Here is a 19,739-nt window from a genome sequence, read left to right as displayed (position 1 = left end):
CTCCATAAAAAAAAACCCCGCGATGCGGGGTTTTTCGTTCTTACTGGGTATCGAGCTCGTCAAAGCTCTTCACCAGATCATCAATGGCTTTGATCTGCTTCAGGAACGGTTCCAGCTTCGCCAGCGGCAGTGCGGACGGACCATCGCATTTCGCATTATCCGGATCCGGATGCGCTTCAATAAACAAGCCTGCCAGGCCGGTTGCCATCCCCGCACGCGCCAGCTCAGCAACCTGCGCGCGACGACCGCCGGACGCAGCGCCAAACGGATCGCGGCACTGCAGCGCGTGGGTAACATCGAAAATCACCGGTGCGTTATTGGAGACTTTCTTCATCACGCTGAAGCCCAGCATGTCCACAACCAGATTGTCATAACCGAAGTTAGACCCACGATCGCAAAGAATAACTTTGTCGTTACCGCCTTCGTGGAATTTATCCACAATATTGCCCATCTGCCCCGGGCTGACGAACTGTGGTTTTTTGACGTTGATAACCGCACCGGTTTTCGCCATCGCTTCCACCAGGTCCGTCTGACGCGCCAGAAACGCCGGCAATTGGATGACATCAACGACATCGGCAACCGGCTGCGCTTGGGACGCTTCGTGCACGTCAGTGATCACTTTTACGCCAAACGTCTGTTTCAGCTCCTGAAAAATCTTCATCCCCTCTTCCAGACCCGGTCCACGGTAGGACTTGATAGAAGAGCGGTTGGCTTTATCAAAAGAGGCTTTGAACACGTACGGGATACCCAGTTTTTGGGTCACGGTAACGTAGTGTTCGCAAATGCGCATTGCCAAATCGCGGGACTCCAGCACGTTCATACCGCCAAACAGTACAAACGGCAGGTCGTTCGCGACCTTAATGTCGCCAATGCTAACCACTTTTTGTTTCATAGAATCGCCTTATCGAGTGTGAATCGGAACACATGCTTAATGCAAAGTAATCTGTTTATGTGAAATGGTGTTGATTTGCGCGCGGATCATCTCACTGATGGGATCCTCCGGACACTGCTCAACAAAATAACTTAAATCATGCAGCGCGACGTGGTCACAATCCAGTTGCGCATAAATCAGTCCACGGTCGCGGATCTCATAGGGATCTTCCGGATTGAACTGCAACAATGCTTCACTGGCGCGTAACGCCAGTTCCATCTGCTGCTCTTCCATCAACGCCGATTTCAGCGTATCCAGCAGCTTGCGGATCACTTCCGCGTTATCGGCTTCATCCAGATCTTCATTGAACAACTCGGCAACCGGGCTGATATTGCCTTTCAGCCACACTTCCAGCGTATGCTCATCCAGCGTGTCGCCATTAAATGGGTTAATCAGCCACATTTCGCCATCCAGCCATTCGGCGCGCAGGATCAGTTGCGTCGGGAAAATCACTGGCGTCAGCGGAATGTCCAGATGCCCGGCAACCCACAGTAAAATGGCGCCCAGCGATACGGCGCTACCCTGGCGGTTTTCCAGCACTTTATCCAGCCATAGCGCATCGGACAAACGGTAGACGCCGCGTGTATCTTTAAAGCCCCATTCGCCATAAAACAGTTCAATGAGTTTTTCCAGTTGCCAGTCCTGAGGCTTCGCCATGCTGATTTCTTCGCGTGCCAGACTGAGCAGCCGCTCCAGTTCGTCATGCACATATTGTGAAGGAAAATCATCACGAATCAGCTCTGAAACAAGGATCATCCCATCGCATAACGGTGCTTTATTAAATTCGAAATCGGCTAACGACCTCATGTCTTACCCCAGTATCGGTACTTTTGTGGCGGCGAGTTTGATGATGATGTACAGCACCACCAGCCCCAGCATAAAGGCGATAAACCCTGTCTGCTGGCTGCGCGGGCGATGTCGCCCAAGCGCAATAAAACCCAAAACGATATAGATGATAACGCCAAACAGCTTTTCAGTCAGCCACGCACCTTTAACAGTAAAAGGTAAATAGCCCGTCCCCCACATTAATCCCGCACCACTTAACAACAAGACGGTATCAATGGTATGCGGCAATACGCGCACCCAGCGCGACTGCGCGCGCGGATTTGCTGACCAGCGCCACCAGTAGCGTAAAACAAACAGGCTAATGGTCAATACCACCGACGTCAAATGTAGTGTAATCAGGACCTTAAAAGCACTCATTGCCTGTTCACTCCACTCAGGGCCACTGCCCGAGAGTCAGACGTTCGTTATCGCCATAATCGCGGCAGGTGGCAACCTGTCGCCAGCCATGCCGGGTAAACAGGTTACGCACTAACTCAGCCTGCTGCCAGCCATGCTCAAGCAGCAACCAGCCACCCGGTAGTAAATAGTCAGGCGCTTCCTTGATGATACTCTCTAAATCCGCCAGCCCGTGGTCAGCGGCGACCAGCGCACTTAACGGTTCAAAACGCACATCCCCCTGTGCCAAATGCGGATCCTGCTCATCGATATAAGGAGGATTACTGACAATCATCGAAAACGTCTGCCCGGCCAGGGCGCTAAACCAGTGGCTCTGGCGAATGTCGACATTACCAATGCCAAGGTGCTCTGCATTACGCTGCGCCAGCATTACGGCTTCTGCAACCACATCGACGGCCGTCACCTGGCAGTCAGGACGCTCGCTGGCCATCGCCAGTGCAATAGCACCGGTACCGGTGCCTAAATCCAGGATACGGCACGGCGTCTCAGGCAGGCGGTTTAGCGCCTGTTCAACGAGGCATTCGGTATCCGGACGAGGAATCAATGTGACAGGCGAGACAAACAGCGGCAACGACCAGAACTCACGGACGCCAACCAGATGTGCCACTGGCTCGCCGCGCACACGCCGCGCCAGCAGTGCGTCGAGCTGTTGTTGTTGCTCTGCGGTGAGCCAGGTTTCGCCAAAAGCCAGTATAAAGGTACGCGACTTCCCCGTCACAAAACCGAGCAGGATCTCCGCATCGCGCCGCGGGCTGTCACTCCCCTGTAATTGACGTATTGCCTCACGCAACCACTGTTGATAGTCCATTAGTCTTGCTCGGAGAGTGCCGCCAGCTGGTCAGCCTGGTACTCCTGCACAATCGGTTCGATCAGCATATCCAGCTTGCCTTCCATCACTTCATCCAGTCGGTAAAGCGTCACGTTAATGCGGTGATCGGTCACGCGCCCCTGCGGGAAATTATAGGTACGGTTACGGTCGCTGCGATCGCCACTGCCCAGTAAGTTGCGACGGGTTGAGGCTTCCGCCTGGTGACGTTTGGCCATTTCCGCTGCGTGGATACGCGCCCCCAGCACGGATAACGCCTTGGCCTTGTTTTTGTGCTGCGAACGCTCATCCTGACACTCCACCACAATGCCTGTCGGCAAGTGAGTAATACGAATTGCGGAGTCGGTGGTGTTAACGTGCTGCCCGCCCGCACCGGAAGAGCGGAAGGTGTCGATACGCAAATCAGCCGGGTTAATGTCCGGCAGTTCTGCTTCTGGCAGTTCCGGCATCACTGCCACGGTACAGGCAGAGGTATGGATACGGCCCTGTGATTCAGTGGCGGGAACGCGCTGTACACGATGACCACCGGATTCGAATTTGAGTCGGCCATAGACACCGTCACCGCTGATTTTGGCAATCACTTCTTTGTATCCACCGTGCTCGCCATCGTTGGCGCTCATGATCTCTACGCGCCAGCGACGGGCTTCCGCATAACGGCTGTACATACGGAACAGGTCGCCTGCGAACAGCGCCGCTTCGTCACCACCTGTCCCGGCACGCACTTCAACAAACGCATTACGTTCATCGTCCGGATCTTTTGGCAGCAGTAAAAGTTGCAACTGTTGTTCAAGCTGTTCACTTTTTTCTTTCGCGTCGCGTAACTCGTCCTGTGCCATGTCACGCATTTCCGGATCATCAAGCATCATTTGCGCCGTTTCGATATCTTCCTGAACCTGTTGCCAGTCGGTAAAACAGCGTGATACATCGCTTAACTGCGCGAATTCCCGCGACAGCGCGCGAAACTTGTCCTGGTCGGCGATGGTTTGCGCGTCACCGAGCAGCGCCTGAACTTCTTCATGGCGCTCATGCAGGGCTTCCAGTTTTGCAACGATAGAAGGCTTCATAGGCGTAAGTGCACCTTGTAATAAGAGATTGTTGTGCTAATCCAGCCCGAGGCTGTTGCGCAGAATATGCAGGCGTTCATCGTCCCCGTCACGGGCAGCCTGCTGAAGAGATTTGGTTGGTGCGTGGATCAGGCGGTTGGTCAGTTTCCACGCCAGATCCTGCATAATAGTCTGCGGATCGCCACCCTGCTCCAGCGCAGCGATCGCTTTTGCCGTCAGCTCATCACGAACAACTTCAGACTGGCTGCGGTATTCACGGATAGTCTCGCTGGCGCTTTGTGCACGCAGCCAGGCCATAAATTCACTGGTTTCCTGGGCGACAATTGTTTCTGCCTGCACCGCCGCGGCTTTACGCTGCGCCAGGTTGTGCTGAATGATGCTTTGCAGGTCGTCCACGCTGTAGAGATAGGCGTTAGCGACTTTACCGACTTCCGGTTCAACGTCGCGCGGAACGGCGATATCCACCAACAGCACAGGTTGATTACGCCGGGCCTTCATGGCGCGCTCCATCATCCCTTTGCCGATGATCGGCAACGGGCTGGCGGTAGAGCTGATCACGATGTCAGCGTCTTTCAGACGCTCATCAATATCGCTCAGCGAGATCACTTCCGCTCCCACCTCATCCGCCAGCGCCTGCGCGCGTTCACGGGTGCGGTTGGCAATGATCATTTTCTGCACTTTGTGTTCACGAAGATGCCGCGCTACAAGCTCGATGGTCTCTCCAGCGCCGACCAGCAGCACCGTCACCGACGCCAGTGATTCGAAAATTTGCCGCGCCAGCGTACAGGCAGCAAACGCAACGGACACGGCACTGGCACCGATATCGGTTTCGGTGCGCACTCGTTTCGCAACAGAGAAGGATTTCTGGAACATGCGCTCCAGATCGCTGGCGTTGTGATGCCCGCGCTGAGAATCGGCAAAGGCTTTTTTAACCTGACCGAGAATTTGTGGTTCGCCGAGAACCAACGAATCCAGACCGCTGGCCACACGCATTAAATGGCTGACCGCGTCGTTATCCTGGTGCCAGTACAAGCTCTGGCGGACTTCGTCTTCCCGCAAATGATGATAATCGCACAGCCAACGCACCAGCGCTTCATGCAGGTTATCCCGCTCTTCAACGCTCAAATAAAGTTCAGTGCGGTTACAGGTCGACAGCACCACTCCGCCTTGCACCATCGGCTGCGAGAGCAGGCTTTCCAGAGCCTGGTCAAGCGTTTCCGGCGAAAATGCAATGCGTTCTCGCAACGAAACGGGTGCCGTTTTGTGGTTGATGCCTAGTGCTAAAAGGGTCATGGGCGCGGGAATAGTACCAACGTTGATAAGGTTAGACTCTGCGCATCATACAGGATGCGCGTGGTCAATAAAAGAGAGACTACCCTTTCGGAGTAATTGGTAATTTAATGATTTAAGACAACTTGAACGTAGACGCTGTTTCATCACGACGCTAGCATTAGGGGTAATAACTGCAACGTATCTCAAGGATTTGTCATCATTATGACTTTGCCTGCTTCCCGCCTTATTCGCCTGCTGCCACTGGCCAGCCTCGTTCTCACCGCCTGTACGATCACTGCGCCAAAAGGCCCGGGCAAAAGTCCTGACGCGCCGCAGTGGCGTCAGCACCAGCAGCAAGTCCGCGCGTTAAGCCAGTATCAAACACGCGGTGCCTTTGCTTATCTTTCCGACCAACAAAAAGTCTACGCCCGTTTCTTCTGGCAGCAGACCGGGCAGGATCGCTACCGTCTTCTGCTTACGAATCCCCTCGGCAGCACCGAACTGGAGCTGAACGCGCAACCGGGCTCTGTTGAACTGGTGGATAACAAAGGCAAGCATTATACCGCTGACGATGCCGAAGAGATGATCGGCAAACTGACCGGTATGCCGATTCCGCTCAACAGCCTGCGTCAGTGGATCCTTGGCCTGCCGGGCGAAGCGACCGATTATACCCTTGACGATCAGTATCGCCTGAGTGAAGTCAATTACAGCCAGGGCGGCAAAACCTGGAAAGTGGTTTATGGCGGTTATGACAGCAAAACCCAGCCTTCTCTGCCTGCAAACATGGAGTTAAGTGACGGTAGCCAGCGCATCAAGCTAAAAATGGATAACTGGATCGTTAAATGATGACCACCTGGCCGGCTCCGGCGAAGCTCAATCTTTTTTTATACATTACCGGTCAACGACCTGACGGTTATCACACCTTACAGACGCTGTTCCAGTTTCTGGATTATGGCGACACCTTACACATTGAACCCCGCCATGATGGCGAGATTCGTTTGCTGACGCCGATTGATGGCGTGCCCGATGCGGACAATCTTATCGTTCGCGCCGCCCGTATGCTGATGAAACGCGCCGCAGAAACCGGGCGGTTAGCGGCGGGCAGCGGTGCGGATATTGCCATCGATAAACGCTTGCCAATGGGCGGCGGGCTGGGCGGCGGCTCCTCGGATGCTGCCACCGTACTGGTGGCATTAAACCACCTGTGGCGCTGTAATTTGCGCGTAGACGAACTGGCGGAACTGGGGCTGACGCTTGGCGCAGATGTGCCGGTATTTGTGCGTGGGCATGCCGCATTCGCGGAAGGTGTGGGTGAAGTGCTTACGCCCGTTAACCCACCGGAAAAATGGTATCTGGTGGCGCATCCCGGTGTAAGCATCCCTACGCCGGTCATCTTCAAGGATCCAGAGTTGCCGAGAAATACACCGAAAAGGTCCATTGAGACGTTACTAAAATGTGAATTCGGCAACGATTGCGAGGTTATCGCAAGAAAACGTTTTCGCGAGGTTGATGCGGCGCTTTCCTGGCTGTTAGAATACGCGCCGTCGCGCCTGACTGGCACAGGAGCCTGTGTCTTTTCCGAATTTGACACCGAATCCGCCGCTCGTCAGGTGCTTGAGCAAGCCCCGGAATGGCTAAACGGTTTTGTCGCGCGAGGCGTCAACCTCTCGCCGCTAGCGCAAGCCATCGCCGGGCAAGCTGAGCTCCGGTGACAACGTCACTCATGTTCCAGACGTTGCATCGCGCTCTTTAATACACCGCATGGATAGATTTCTGCCCTGACCGCACATTTTGGCCGACTCTATCCACCACTGGACGCATGCCTGAGGTTCTTCTCGTGCCTGATATGAAGCTTTTTGCTGGTAACGCAACCCCGGAACTAGCACAACGTATTGCCAACCGCCTGTACACTTCTCTCGGCGACGCCGCCGTAGGTCGCTTTAGCGATGGCGAAGTCAGCGTACAAATTAATGAAAATGTACGCGGTGGTGATATTTTCATCATCCAGTCCACTTGTGCCCCTACCAATGACAACCTGATGGAACTGGTTGTGATGGTCGATGCCCTGCGCCGTGCTTCCGCAGGCCGTATCACCGCGGTCATTCCTTACTTTGGCTATGCCCGTCAGGACCGCCGCGTGCGTTCTGCGCGTGTACCGATTACCGCAAAAGTTGTTGCCGATTTCCTCTCAAGCGTTGGCGTAGACCGCGTACTGACCGTTGACCTGCATGCTGAACAGATCCAGGGCTTCTTTGATGTACCGGTTGATAACGTGTTTGGTAGCCCCATCCTGCTCGAAGATATGCTGCAACTGAATCTGGACAACCCGATTGTGGTTTCTCCGGACATCGGCGGCGTCGTTCGTGCTCGTGCCATTGCCAAACTGCTGAACGACACCGACATGGCGATCATCGACAAACGCCGTCCGCGCGCTAACGTTTCCCAGGTGATGCACATCATCGGCGACGTGGCGGGTCGCGACTGCGTGCTGGTTGATGACATGATCGATACCGGCGGCACCCTGTGCAAAGCGGCAGAAGCGCTGAAAGAACGCGGAGCAAAACGTGTATTCGCTTACGCCACTCACCCGATTTTCTCCGGTAATGCGGTAAACAACCTGCGCAACTCTGTGATCGACGAAGTGGTCGTCTGTGACACCATTCCGCTGAGCGAAGAGATTAAAGCGCTGCCGAACGTACGTACGCTGACGCTGTCTGGCATGCTGGCTGAAGCTATCCGTCGTATCAGCAACGAAGAATCGATTTCTGCCATGTTCGAGCATTAATCGCTGCGTTAGAAAAAACCCGCTACGGCGGGTTTTTTTATCTCCGAACATGACTTGTATGATTTATTAACCCGTTACAGACGCATTCACGGATGACATCCCATTGTGAACAAGCTGCTCTCTCCTCATGTTATGCCTTTTCGCGCGCTGATTGACGCGTGCTGGAAAGAAAAATATACCGCCGCCCGCTTTACCCGGGATCTGATCGCCGGGATAACGGTCGGGATTATTGCGATTCCCCTTGCGATGGCGTTGGCAATCGGGAGCGGCGTCGCGCCACAATATGGACTCTATACGGCAGCCATTGCCGGTATCGTGATTGCGCTGAGCGGAGGTTCGCGCTACAGCGTTTCAGGCCCGACCGCCGCGTTCGTGGTGATCCTCTATCCCGTTTCGCAGCAGTTTGGCCTCGCGGGACTGTTGGTCGCGACGTTGATGTCCGGCGTGTTTCTGATCCTCTTCGGTCTGGCGCGCTTTGGCCGCCTGATCGAATACATTCCGCTTTCCGTCACGCTCGGCTTTACCTCCGGGATCGGCATCACGATTGCCACCATGCAGATCAAAGACTTTCTTGGCCTGCAACTGACGCACGTGCCGGAGCACTACCTGCAAAAAGTCGGCGCGCTGGTGATGGCGCTGCCCACCGTGAATGCTGGCGATGCCGCTATCGGCGTGGTCACGCTCGGAACACTGATCTTCTGGCCGCGCCTGCGATTGCGCCTGCCGGGCCATCTGCCTGCGTTGCTTGCAGGCTGCGCGGTCATGCTGGTTGTTAACCTGCTCGGCGGCCATGTCGCGACTATCGGCTCACAATTTCACTACGTGCTGGCCGATGGCAGCCAGGGCAACGGCATTCCCCAACTTCTACCGCAACTGGTGCTACCGTGGGATCTACCAGGTTCGACATTTACCCTGAGTTGGGATTCATTACGGGCGTTACTGCCAGCCGCGTTTTCGATGGCGATGCTGGGGGCCATTGAATCCTTGCTTTGCGCCGTGGTGCTGGATGGTATGACCGGCACCAAGCACAAAGCCAACAGCGAACTGGTCGGCCAGGGCCTGGGCAACATCATCGCACCGTTCTTTGGCGGCATTACCGCCACCGCAGCGATTGCCCGTTCTGCGGCGAACGTTCGCGCCGGGGCAACATCCCCCATTGCGGCGGTTATCCACGCACTGCTGGTGATCATGGCGTTGCTGGTGCTGGCTCCCCTGCTCTCATGGCTCCCCCTCTCGGCCATGGCGGCATTGTTGCTGATGGTGGCGTGGAACATGAGCGAGGCGCATAAGGTGATTGATCTGCTACGCCGCGCGCCGGCGGACGACATCATCGTGATGCTGCTCTGTATGTCACTGACGGTGCTGTTCGATATGGTTATTGCCATCAGCGTCGGCATCGTACTGGCATCATTATTGTTTATGCGCCGCATTGCGCGCATGACTCACCTGGCGGCTGTTAATGTCGAAGTACCAGAAGATGTGCTGGTGCTGCGCGTGATCGGTCCGCTGTTCTTCGCCGCCGCCGAAGGTGTGTTCAGCGATCTGGAAACGCGCATTGCCGGGAAACGCATCGTCGTACTCAAATGGGACGCCGTTCCGGTATTGGATGCTGGCGGACTGGATGCTTTCCGCCGCTTTGTGGCTCGTTTGCCGGAAGGCACGGAGCTTCGTGTCAGCAATCTGGAATTCCAGCCGCTGCGTACGCTGGCCCGCGCAGGTATTCAACCCATTCCTGGCCGGCTGGCTTTTTTCCCGAACCGCGACGCGGCGCTGGCCGATATCTGATTCAGGTGCGCAACACCGTTTTGCGCATCACCAAAAAAAACGGTTCCTGCGGGAACCGTTATCGACATGAACATCTGTTAGCTGTGATTTTGCCGATCGCGACGGCAGCGTTTGTCATAGTGACGTACCCACCAGTACTTATCGCACACCTGCTCATGACCGCTAACACGTGCCCCCGCAAGCCAAAGCACAGCCCCCAGGAAAATACTCAGTACCGCGCCGTGTGCGAAAAATTGTGGCAGGTTAAGTTGCGGAAGCTGGTTTAAAATGGAGTATCCCACTCCAACAACCATCACCACGAGCCCCAACCCCATAAGCACATTACCGAGTAACGAAGCGTTTTTGCGTTTCATATGTCACCTCCGGAACGATGGGTTGGACGGGTATCACCCCAATCCTTGTGGATAAAGTATAGACAGCGAGCTTTATAGCGGTTGCGGAGGCGATCACAATTACACATATCCGACTAACACAAATTTACAAATAAGCTACTGAACTCGTTGAAATTCGAATGGTTCATGAGAGCAATCATTAACATTATTCGCGTTTCGCTGTGAGAATTTTGTCATCGCGCGCTGCACAACGTACACTACGCGCCGAAGATTGATCTGGTCAGGAATAAAAAGTGACGATTAAACTGATTGTCGGGCTGGCAAACCCCGGTGCTGAATATGCCGCGACACGCCACAACGCGGGCGCCTGGTATGTGGATTTGCTGGCGGATCGCGCCCGCGCCCCACTGCGTGACGAGCCGAAATTTTTTGGTTACACCTCGCGCATCAATCTGGCTGGCGAAGATGTACGCCTGCTGGTTCCCACGACGTTTATGAACCTCAGCGGGAAAGCCGTCGCGGCGATGGCGACGTTTTATCGCATTAACCCGGACGAAATTCTGGTCGCGCACGATGAGCTTGATCTGCCGCCCGGTGTGGCAAAGTTTAAACTCGGCGGCGGGCATGGCGGTCATAACGGCCTGAAGGACATTATCAGCAAACTGGGGAATAACCCGAATTTTCACCGTTTGCGCGTGGGAATCGGTCATCCGGGCGATAAAAACAAAGTTGTTGGCTTTGTGCTGGGTAAGCCGCCGGTTTCTGAACAGAAGTTGATCGACGATGCCGTAGACGAAGCGGCGCGTTGTACCGAGATTTGGCTGAAAGATGGTTTAACCAAAGCCACTAACCGCCTGCACGCCTTTAAGGCGCAGTAAAACCGTGCGCTGCGGCTTTTTTGCCGCGCGTTACAGCGGTTACGTGTATAATAGGCGAAGTTATTCACTTTTCTGCAATCCGTTTTTTGTAACGGGTTGATTATCAAGAGATTAAGGTAATTACATCATGGGATTCAAATGCGGTATCGTTGGCCTGCCCAACGTAGGTAAATCCACCCTGTTCAATGCGCTCACCAAAGCCGGTATCGAAGCGGCTAACTTCCCGTTCTGTACCATTGAGCCGAACACCGGTGTCGTACCGATGCCCGATCCGCGTCTGGACAAGCTGGCGGAAATCGTCAAACCGCAGCGTATTCTGCCAACCACCATGGAGTTTGTGGACATCGCCGGTCTGGTAAAAGGCGCGTCCAAAGGCGAAGGCCTGGGCAACCAGTTCCTGACCAACATCCGTGAAACCGAAGCCATCGGTCACGTTGTACGTTGCTTTGAAAACGACAATATCATCCACGTGAACAACAAAGTGGATCCAGCGGAAGACATTGACGTTATCAATACCGAGTTGGCGCTGGCCGATCTGGACACCTGCGAACGCGCGATTCATCGTGTGCAGAAGAAAGCCAAAGGCGGCGATAAAGATGCAAAAGCCGAGCTGGCCGCGCTGGAAAAATGCCTGCCGCAGCTTGAAAATGCCGGCATGCTGCGTTCGCTGGATCTGACGGACGAAGATAAAGCAGCCATCCGCTACCTGAGCTTCCTGACGCTGAAACCGACCATGTACATTGCTAACGTCAATGAAGATGGTTTCGAGAACAACCCGTATCTGGATCAGGTGCGTGAAATCGCCGCCAAAGAAGGCTCTGTCGTGGTTGCCGTCTGTGCCGCAGTAGAGTCCGACATCGCCGAGCTGGACGATGCCGATCGTGAAGAGTTTATGGCAGAACTGGGGCTGGAAGAGCCGGGCCTGAACCGTGTGATCCGTGCCGGTTACGAATTGCTGAACCTGCAAACCTACTTCACCGCCGGTGTGAAAGAGGTCCGCGCGTGGACCATTCCGGTTGGCGCGACCGCGCCGCAAGCGGCAGGGAAAATCCACACCGATTTTGAAAAAGGTTTTATTCGCGCCCAGACTATTGCCTATGAAGACTTTATTACTTACAAAGGCGAGCAAGGCGCGAAAGAAGCCGGCAAAATGCGTTCAGAAGGTAAAGACTATATCGTCAAAGACGGCGACGTCATGAACTTCCTGTTTAACGTCTAATGAAATGTGTTGTCTCATGAGGTTTCGCTGAATCTCATAAACATCGCAAAAACCTATAAAATCCACGCAATTGCGTGGATTTTTCATTATTCTTAAAATCCTTCAGGAAACCGCTAAACGCGGTGCATCGACTGTTGCAGCTGAAGCCCGGCGAACAACTAGCTGAACTGCGCGGTGAACCATTCCGGCAACGCGCATGAACGCTCGTCGGGCACATGTTATTCCTCTTCCCTCTCATCGAAAGCGGCACTGGTTATCAATATTGTAATCATCATATTCATGAAAACCTGACGGCGGATAGCCCTCATCAAACGTCAGATTCTGCTGGGTGTACGGGTGCTTCAAGTTTGAATTGGCGTACCTGTGGCAGGGCAAGAATAAAAGCCGAAAACATCAAGCCCAATGTAGCGATAAATATCGCTTCGCGCGGTGAACGCGCTTGTGCTAAGTAACCACTGGCCAAAGCCCCTAAAGGAATGGTCATACAGAATAAAACTCGCAAAGAAGCGATAACTTTACCAAGCAGATGAGAGGGGATAACTATTTGATTAATAGAAACATTAATGACATTAAAAACAGTTTGCCCTAAGCCAAAGAAAAAAAACGCTATGCCTATCGCAAAGATAACCCATTCTACTGGCTGTAACAGACTCAAAATGAGGCCCCAAACACCGGTTATTGCTACCCCAAATAACAGTGAATTACCGTAGCCAAATTTTTTTATCATCACAGGTATTAGTGATGCCCCCACCAATACGCCAATGGCGCCAGGGATGAAAACCAGACTAAGCATAAAGGGTGATATTTTGAGTTGATTTACCGCGTAAAAGATAAATATCGTGTAGACCAGCGCGTAGCAGAAATTCCACACTGCGCCGCTGAAAGTAATAATTCTTAACAGGGGTGTTTTAAAAACAAATTGATAGCCTGTATAAACTGAACTTAATCTACTGTTCCTTTTTTCTTTCACTATCTCAATTTTTATCTTTTTCAATAACAATAAAAAAAGTGACGACAAAAGAAAGAAAATAACATTAAAAAAAAGAGCATCCGCAGCAGAGAATAACTTTATCATGCAACCCGCGATAACAGGCCCAAGTAATTCTGATAAAGAATTTGCACTTGCCAACTTAGCATTGCACTGAACAATTTCTGAAGGTTTAAATAATCCGGGGAGCAGTTTACGATATGAAACATCAAAAAATAGCTTTCCAGATCCAGATCCCAAGAGAAACACAGAAATAAACAAAGTAAAAAAACCTGCCTGTGAAAAACAAAACAAAACAAAGATACAAATTAATATCAGAGCACGAAAAACCTCACTAAATATCATGATCTTAAGCGGGTTGTGGCGATCGATAAAAATTCCTGAAAAAATACCCAATAGAATAGGTGCCATCTGTTCTGAAAAAACAAGGTATCCCATCTGAATGGGCGTTATATGCAATTGTGTGATGGCAAAAATTGGTAAAGCGAAGAGTGATATTTCAGTACCAATCTGGGTAAAAATTTGAGAGAACCATAATTTACTGAATATTCTATTTCTCCAAAGTGGTAAATTTTCTCTCATCGCCATCCCCGGTAACTATAGTTATAAACTCACGCTTTCATGGCCCATTCACTATCAAAAACCCGATAATGAAATTCATTACTTGTGCTTCCTTTGAAAAAATCCGCATCTTTTAATTCGTTGATTTTTTTTAGTTTCAATGATTCCACTAAACCAATTGAGGCCAGATTACGTGTGTCGATCAATGCATCAACATGGGATAACGTGTAATTGTTAAATAAAAAATCTATCAACATGCGTACGCACTGTTTTGCCACGCCTTTTTTTTGATATTTGCTAAACACATGGTAAGCAATATATGCCCATCCTTGATCAACCATAACGGTCGCCTGGACATACCCCATATAGTCGCCACTCTGACGATTAATAATAACCCAATTTAGCCATATTTCGCTCTGACCTGAAGAGTGACGCTGAGATATTCTCTCATATCGTGCCGCCAACTCTTCAACGCTTACTGGCGGGTTGGTGGGTATAAACCTATAATCAGAATCAACACATAACCCCTCATACATTTTTGGGGCGTGCGACTTATTCAACGGTTCCAGAAAATATAAATCCGACATCATAGTCTCAATTACTTTAGCATTCACCGTGCAAACTCCATTAGACCAAACATCAAGGCTGTGAACAGGGATTTCATAACAGCGCTATCTTTGCTCTCCAGTAAAGCGTAAGATAAATAGCCGTCATTTTTGTTAACGGCATCAAATATGGTCAGGTCCACGCTCACTGATAACCTGCCTTTGATGAAAAAAACATACCGCTTCCCCTTAGAAAATATAATATTAGTCAAGGTGCCATCACTTAACCGAAGTTTGTTCCCTTCCTGAAAACTCTGCAGCCAGCTGGTTTCGTTTCTGGATAGCAGATGCTCCCCCAAAAGTAAAAAATCAACATCTTCATTATGCCTGAAGAATGTTATCGCATCCTCAGCATTATCGATGATAGGCTCACCACCTCCATTAAGAGAAGTGTTGACTAATACAGGATACCCGGTTGCATCGTTAAAACTCGACATAATATCATAAAGCACAGGATCAGTGCTTCTTAACAATGTTTGCGCACGCGTAGAGCGATCGGGGTGAGCCAGCGCCTTTAGTGCAGGAACATGATCCTCCTTGATATAATGGACGTAGTTCATATACGGACTGACCGTCGGGCCATTGAAAAAATCATTGATTTTATCTTGCTGGATAATCGGAGCAACCGGTCGCCAATCTTGTCTGTTTTTAATTTTATTCAGTCTGATCTTAGACTCTTCCAACAGTGGAGAAGCAAGTAAACTACGACCGCCTAATGCTCTTGGCCCAAATTCAGCACGTCCTGCGCAGCGGGCTATTATTTTTCCATCTTGTAATAACCTGGCAATGTCCTCTGGCGTCTGCCTGCCGTTATCAGTTATGAACATGTCATGATGATCCAGTGCACGCATAATCTCAGGTTCGAGAATATCTGTGCCTAACCGGTCCGTATTGTATTTCTCTTGATATTCTAAATGCGGTGCTTCCCATATTCTTTGACCAAAAAAAGCACAACCTATAGAAATTCCTGCATCATGCGGAGAACCCGGGAAGTAACAGCTTTCAAATATACCACTATCAAAAATAGCAGAATTAGACAGTATGTTCAGAAACACTCCGCCAGCCGCACAGAACTTATTTGATTTACCGATTTTTTTGCTTCTTTCTGCATAAGAGAGTAGCGCACTTTGTAACGTGTTTTGCGTTAACTTAGCCAAAGGGATATTTCTGATTGGGTCACCGTTAATGGAAAATCGTTCCTGCCAGCCGTTGTGAAATGTTATATGACCATCAACATCCGTCATCAATTCATTGAATTGATTTGTTTCATTTTCCGTATGCGTATCCAATGAGGCTAATGCCATTAACTGACCATGCGCATTTTCGCTACCAAATATGCTCCTTGCGACATTATCATATAAACTTGCTGCATTCTGCACGAAAACATCCGGGGTCGGATGCGGAGTACAAAATTCTCGCTCAAGTAGTGAATAACCTTTTTCATCGAAAGAATATATTGACAGACATTCTGTCTGTAAGACCATACCCTCCCTGGCTTTATTTTCAGTTATATGATGGTAATAGTCAGAAAATGGCATCACAAAATCTTGCCCGGACTCCGTGGACGCCCCCGCTAAATCCACAACTAAAACGCTCGCGTCCGGGTAACCTGAACAACCAAATGCTGACATAGCATGCGCCAGGTGGTGAGAAATAACTTTATGCCGTTTATCCCACGGGTCAAACAAATTAAATCCCGGTTGTACAAGAGGATGTCTTAAACCTATTCCACCCGGCGCAACAGACTGTAGTGATGAGATGATATCTGTAACATCTTTCAACTCTACACCCGCGAGATTGAGACATTGATGAATCGGTAACTCATTATTAAAAAAAGGTCGACCATCATATTTTCTTCGAGTTACTCTTTCCTGTTGCATAGCCGCCACCAGTACCCCATCAATAACCACAGCACAGGAAGAATGATGACCCAGATGAATGCCTAATGTAACTTTTTTCATATAGTGATCTGCCATTTTTTATCGAGCATTATTAATAATCAAATACCTAATGGATGGAATCCAAATGTCAAAATTGAAACCTTTTCATTTTCTTTTATATGTTCTCGACCATGCGTGATGCTGCCAGCAAACATAATAACCAATTCCCCTGGCTTGAGATTAATCCGTTCAGGTTCAGAGTGAGAAGGAAAGACGACAAGACAGGAACCTGTTTCATCCGGGTTAGTATGTTCAAGCATCAATAAGACATTAAGTGAAAAAATATCCGTATCGATATGCGGATCAATTCCCTGGCCGGCTTTATCGTAGTAGATAAAGCTTGCTATTCCTGTTGGTAAAACCTCACCTGCATGCAAACGTACAAATTCTGTCAGTTCTGTTGATTTAGAAAACTCATCAGCGATAGGTGCGCCGCATCCCAGAAAATGGTCCTTATTATCCACCGCGTCTTTTCTTATGCTTCTGGCTTCATGCTGCAGAGACTGTAACAGTTCATCCGTCATGAACTCTGGACGCCCACGGTAAGCGATGCCATTAGGCGATATTCTGTTGCTGTAAGGCTGCAGTTTTGCCAGGCAGTCAGTGACTGTGTTAAACGCATCCGTTTCTTCCTTATCGATTGGAACATTAAAATCAGGTGATAACCCCCCCGCCGCCAATCCCAATAAGAGCTTATAGTTAGCCTGTTCAGCTTCTGATAAAGTGGAGTTAAAGGCCTTTAGTTTATCCACAATACTTTCAACATGTTCGCTCATATTTATTGCACCATTCTGTTTAAGTTATACGGGTTGAAATCCAAATGCGACAATTCTCACTTCTTCGTTTTCTTTCATACGTTCTCTTGAATGCAAAATACTATCAGCAAACAATATAATTAACTCTCCTGGTTTCAAATAAATACGAACGGGATCCTGATCGGTAGGATAAAGCACCAACGCAGAAGGGGAAGAATCAGACTGATGGTCCAGCATCATTATGACATTCATTGGGAATTCGGCATTATCTATATGCGGATCGATACCCATGCCTTCTTCATTATAATAAAGGTAATTTGTTTTTCCTGTTGGTATAACATTCCCCGCATATTTTTTTACCAGATCAATGAGCTGTTCAGAAAACGCTACCTGACGTGCAACCACACCGCCACTGGATACTAAATGGTCATCAAACCGCTGCGATAAAGGATAAACATCCCTGGATTCTTTATTCAGCGCAAGAAACAGTTCTTCCGATAAAAAATCCGGCCGACCTCTCCAGGCGATGCCATTTACAGTGACCCGATCATGATGTGGTTGTAATTCTGCTAACGACTGTAGCGTCGCCTTCAAAGCCAGGTTTTCAACACCTTGTTTATCGCTTTTACCTAATAACCCACCACAGGCAAGCGATAGGAGCAATTTATAATGTTCCCTTTCCTGCTCAGATAATGTATCTTTAAAAGCATTCAGGCTATTATTTATACCTGTTAGTTCAGATGTATTCATCATGTCAAAGCCTCAGAAAAATATATAGCGGAGTACCAAAGCAGCACCGCTATATATTTCATTATTTAAGGGCCATTTAATTAATGGACGTCAAGCTCATCGGACAGGGCGATAATATCCTCTCTCACCTTAACACTTGCAGCGGCTGAGATAGGCTTTATATAGCTAAACTTATCTTCTGATTGATTTGACTGTTGAAGTGATGAAAGGTGGGTTCCCGCTGACTTGATGATCTTTGAGAATACCTCGCCCTCTTCTTCTGAAAGCGTTTCTTTCAACATTTTCAGTTTATCTCTTAATGTTGAAAAAGAAGCTTCGAGTTCCTTGCTGGTAAGTTGAGATGTATAAATGTTGTTTGTTTCCACTAAATACCTCCAATTACTTTTTATCAAGGATGCGCATTTCTGCACGAGGATTAGATGTACACGGTACATGTCATCTAAACTTAACATTGAATTAAGGAGCAATAAAAAATGAATTAGTGGTGCTGAATATGCTTTAAAACTTAAAGTATAAATATGTTGCATCAATAGGTTAACGTTCTACATTCAACAGAATGTAATATTATTTATACATAATGATAACACTTAATTGAATGTATTTTAACACTTCAGAAATAGCAAATATTTATTTAATATATTTCCAATATATCTCGAATATATCGCAGGGGATGATACCATCCTACTGATTTAACGCATAATGACGATCTTAACGCGCATCTGAAAGCGTCATGCATAACAGCAAAGTTACCGTTGGCCATCAACACTACCTGTACTACCAAAGTCCTGCCGGGGACAACGTCAGTCCCGATGTCCACCTAAAATCCAGGCGGTTGCGTGTATTGTGGTTTTCATCAACATGCGGTGAATGGGTTAAAGCTCCGCAAGGATGGCATAATGCGTTCTCATGTAAGTGACATTAGAACATCTTATGCTCACTCCAGTGCTCACTGATAAAAGCCCCTGCGCCAGCCCGCCGTAATTGTGTTATTGGTAATAATACTGTACGGATAATATTAACTTTATTTATATTTAATATATTCTCCTCAAGGGATTCTGCTAAATTACTAGTGCCCGGCGCACTACGCTGAATCTATGTTTATTGATGTTAATCATCTTTGTACGAAGCAATTTCTATTTTTTAACTTTTATCGAGGTTATCTAATGATGTACGCTCGTGCTGATCGTCAATATGATCTCTCCAAACTTTAGGTAGTAAATGTTTTGCTCTGCGCATTATGTTAAGCAGGAGGTGCTTATGTTGCCTGGCGAACTGGTTATAAAATTAAATCAGCATATGAATATGGAATTTCGTGCTGCAAGCGTTTACATTGCAAAGAGTTCGTGGCTAATTGAAAATGAGCAGACAGAGATTGCACAACAGTTCAGATTGCTGGCTCAGACATCCATTACAGCAACATTGAAGTTTTATGAGTTTCTCACTCATAACCACAGCGCCCCTTTTCTGAGCACCGATATCCCCTCAATAAATGAAGCAGGCCACGAGTGGCAAACGGTCGCCAAAGCGCTATTTTTCGACTTTAACCAGCGAACAGACAGTCTCTCATTGCTGGAAAGACTTGCGGTGACCCATGCGAATTTACCCACGAGTGTTTTCCTTATACGCGTCCGAGAGGTTCATCAGGATGAGGCGCAATCACTGCGGGCCATACTGAAAGAGATCAATATGAATGATGCTGTTACACCAGATTATGCGGATTATGATCTTTTAAGGATTGATTAGCCGCAACGCCAGCGTTCCTGGACTGAACCTCCATAGCATTGCGGCAGAGTTGACGGCGCGCCC

At 49.5% G+C, this 19,739-nt stretch carries 20 protein-coding genes; 7 read left to right on the top strand and 13 right to left on the bottom strand.

Translation table 11 applies throughout. The features are described from left to right. Window positions 1-40: 40 nt before the first annotated feature. Genes kdsA through hemA form a run of 6 tightly spaced genes read right to left on the bottom strand, consistent with a single transcriptional unit; the run spans window position 41 to window position 5,356 of the window. Window positions 41-892 carry a 3-deoxy-8-phosphooctulonate synthase gene (gene kdsA, locus O9K67_RS11300; RefSeq protein ID WP_061496317.1) on the bottom strand — a complete coding sequence of 284 codons (852 nt, stop codon included), beginning with the start codon at window positions 890-892 and terminating at the stop codon, window positions 41-43. Window positions 893-928: 36 nt separating this feature from the next. Beyond that, on the bottom strand, window positions 929-1,738 hold the full coding sequence (sirB1, locus tag O9K67_RS11295; protein ID WP_061496318.1) for an invasion regulator SirB1: 810 nt from the start codon (window positions 1,736-1,738) through the stop codon (window positions 929-931). Between the two features lie 3 nt (window positions 1,739-1,741). After that, on the bottom strand, window positions 1,742-2,134 hold the full coding sequence (gene sirB2, locus O9K67_RS11290; RefSeq protein ID WP_061496321.1) for an invasion regulator SirB2: 393 nt from the start codon (window positions 2,132-2,134) through the stop codon (window positions 1,742-1,744). A 16-nt stretch (window positions 2,135-2,150) separates the two neighbouring features. Next, window positions 2,151-2,981, bottom strand: a complete 831-nt coding sequence (gene prmC, locus O9K67_RS11285) for a peptide chain release factor N(5)-glutamine methyltransferase (protein ID WP_061496322.1) — start codon at window positions 2,979-2,981, stop codon at window positions 2,151-2,153. Beyond that, the gene (gene prfA, locus O9K67_RS11280; RefSeq protein WP_061496324.1) at window positions 2,981-4,063 is read right to left on the bottom strand and encodes a peptide chain release factor 1; all 1,083 of its coding nucleotides are present in this window, start codon (window positions 4,061-4,063) and stop codon (window positions 2,981-2,983) included. The genes prmC and prfA overlap by 1 nt, the downstream gene beginning before the upstream one ends. Before the next feature lie 36 nt (window positions 4,064-4,099). Continuing rightward, on the bottom strand, window positions 4,100-5,356 hold the full coding sequence (hemA, locus tag O9K67_RS11275; protein ID WP_061496327.1) for a glutamyl-tRNA reductase: 1,257 nt from the start codon (window positions 5,354-5,356) through the stop codon (window positions 4,100-4,102). Window positions 5,357-5,557: 201 nt separating this feature from the next. Between hemA and lolB the strand changes: the two genes are divergently transcribed. The 4 genes from lolB (at window position 5,558) to dauA (ending at window position 9,905) form a co-directional block, all read left to right on the top strand. Then, window positions 5,558-6,181: a lipoprotein insertase outer membrane protein LolB gene (lolB, locus tag O9K67_RS11270; RefSeq protein WP_061496328.1), complete on the top strand. Its 624-nt coding sequence runs from the start codon at window positions 5,558-5,560 to the stop codon at window positions 6,179-6,181. Further along, a complete protein-coding gene (gene ispE / locus O9K67_RS11265; RefSeq protein WP_088237657.1) occupies window positions 6,178-7,047 on the top strand; it encodes a 4-(cytidine 5'-diphospho)-2-C-methyl-D-erythritol kinase in 870 nt (289 codons plus the stop codon). Before lolB ends, ispE begins: the two co-directional genes overlap by 4 nt. Window positions 7,048-7,172: 125 nt before the next feature. Continuing rightward, window positions 7,173-8,120 (top strand): ribose-phosphate diphosphokinase, encoded by a 948-nt coding sequence (prs, locus tag O9K67_RS11260; protein WP_012017724.1) that lies wholly within the window; start codon window positions 7,173-7,175, stop codon window positions 8,118-8,120. Window positions 8,121-8,225: 105 nt separating this feature from the next. Then, complete coding sequence (gene dauA, locus O9K67_RS11255) at window positions 8,226-9,905, top strand: C4-dicarboxylic acid transporter DauA (RefSeq protein ID WP_061496332.1); 1,680 nt, start codon at window positions 8,226-8,228, stop codon at window positions 9,903-9,905. Window positions 9,906-9,982: 77 nt separating this feature from the next. Here dauA and ychH read toward each other — a convergent pair whose 3' ends face one another. Then, window positions 9,983-10,258: a stress-induced protein YchH gene (ychH, locus tag O9K67_RS11250; RefSeq protein ID WP_061496334.1), complete on the bottom strand. Its 276-nt coding sequence runs from the start codon at window positions 10,256-10,258 to the stop codon at window positions 9,983-9,985. Window positions 10,259-10,530: 272 nt separating this feature from the next. Here ychH and pth point away from each other — a divergent pair, with 272 nt between their 5' ends. Continuing rightward, window positions 10,531-11,115: an aminoacyl-tRNA hydrolase gene (pth, locus tag O9K67_RS11245; RefSeq protein ID WP_061496335.1), complete on the top strand. Its 585-nt coding sequence runs from the start codon at window positions 10,531-10,533 to the stop codon at window positions 11,113-11,115. A gap of 127 nt (window positions 11,116-11,242) precedes the next feature. Then, window positions 11,243-12,334: a redox-regulated ATPase YchF gene (gene ychF / locus O9K67_RS11240; protein ID WP_061496337.1), complete on the top strand. Its 1,092-nt coding sequence runs from the start codon at window positions 11,243-11,245 to the stop codon at window positions 12,332-12,334. A gap of 307 nt (window positions 12,335-12,641) precedes the next feature. On the opposite strand, the gene O9K67_RS11235 is transcribed toward ychF, so the two are convergent. The 6 genes from O9K67_RS11235 to O9K67_RS11210 all read right to left on the bottom strand — a co-directional run bounded on the left by O9K67_RS11235 (window position 12,642) and on the right by O9K67_RS11210 (window position 18,298). Beyond that, window positions 12,642-13,904, bottom strand: a complete 1,263-nt coding sequence (locus O9K67_RS11235) for an MFS transporter (RefSeq protein ID WP_061496339.1) — start codon at window positions 13,902-13,904, stop codon at window positions 12,642-12,644. Window positions 13,905-13,933: 29 nt separating this feature from the next. Further along, the gene (locus O9K67_RS11230) at window positions 13,934-14,497 is read right to left on the bottom strand and encodes a GNAT family N-acetyltransferase (RefSeq protein WP_071890031.1); all 564 of its coding nucleotides are present in this window, start codon (window positions 14,495-14,497) and stop codon (window positions 13,934-13,936) included. Next, entirely contained in the window at window positions 14,494-16,464 is a 1,971-nt protein-coding gene (locus tag O9K67_RS11225; protein WP_082794171.1) for a carbamoyltransferase C-terminal domain-containing protein, read from the bottom strand. The genes O9K67_RS11230 and O9K67_RS11225 overlap by 4 nt, the downstream gene beginning before the upstream one ends. A 23-nt stretch (window positions 16,465-16,487) precedes the next feature. Next, on the bottom strand, window positions 16,488-17,204 hold the full coding sequence (locus O9K67_RS11220) for a 2OG-Fe(II) oxygenase (RefSeq protein ID WP_061496342.1): 717 nt from the start codon (window positions 17,202-17,204) through the stop codon (window positions 16,488-16,490). A gap of 24 nt (window positions 17,205-17,228) precedes the next feature. Then, window positions 17,229-17,936: a 2OG-Fe(II) oxygenase gene (locus O9K67_RS11215; RefSeq protein WP_061496344.1), complete on the bottom strand. Its 708-nt coding sequence runs from the start codon at window positions 17,934-17,936 to the stop codon at window positions 17,229-17,231. A 77-nt stretch (window positions 17,937-18,013) separates the two neighbouring features. Continuing rightward, entirely contained in the window at window positions 18,014-18,298 is a 285-nt protein-coding gene (locus O9K67_RS11210; RefSeq protein ID WP_134318094.1) for a hypothetical protein, read from the bottom strand. 892 nt (window positions 18,299-19,190) lie between these two features. Here O9K67_RS11210 and O9K67_RS11205 point away from each other — a divergent pair. Further along, window positions 19,191-19,676 (top strand): ferritin-like domain-containing protein, encoded by a 486-nt coding sequence (locus O9K67_RS11205; RefSeq protein WP_061496348.1) that lies wholly within the window; start codon window positions 19,191-19,193, stop codon window positions 19,674-19,676. The last annotated feature ends 63 nt before the right edge of the window (window positions 19,677-19,739 follow it).

Source organism: Kosakonia oryzendophytica, from assembly GCF_027886705.1.
Classification (GTDB): Bacteria; Pseudomonadota; Gammaproteobacteria; order Enterobacterales; family Enterobacteriaceae; genus Kosakonia; species Kosakonia oryzendophytica.
Note: the sequence above shows the minus strand (reverse complement) of the source record. Positions and strands in the feature narration are given on the sequence as shown.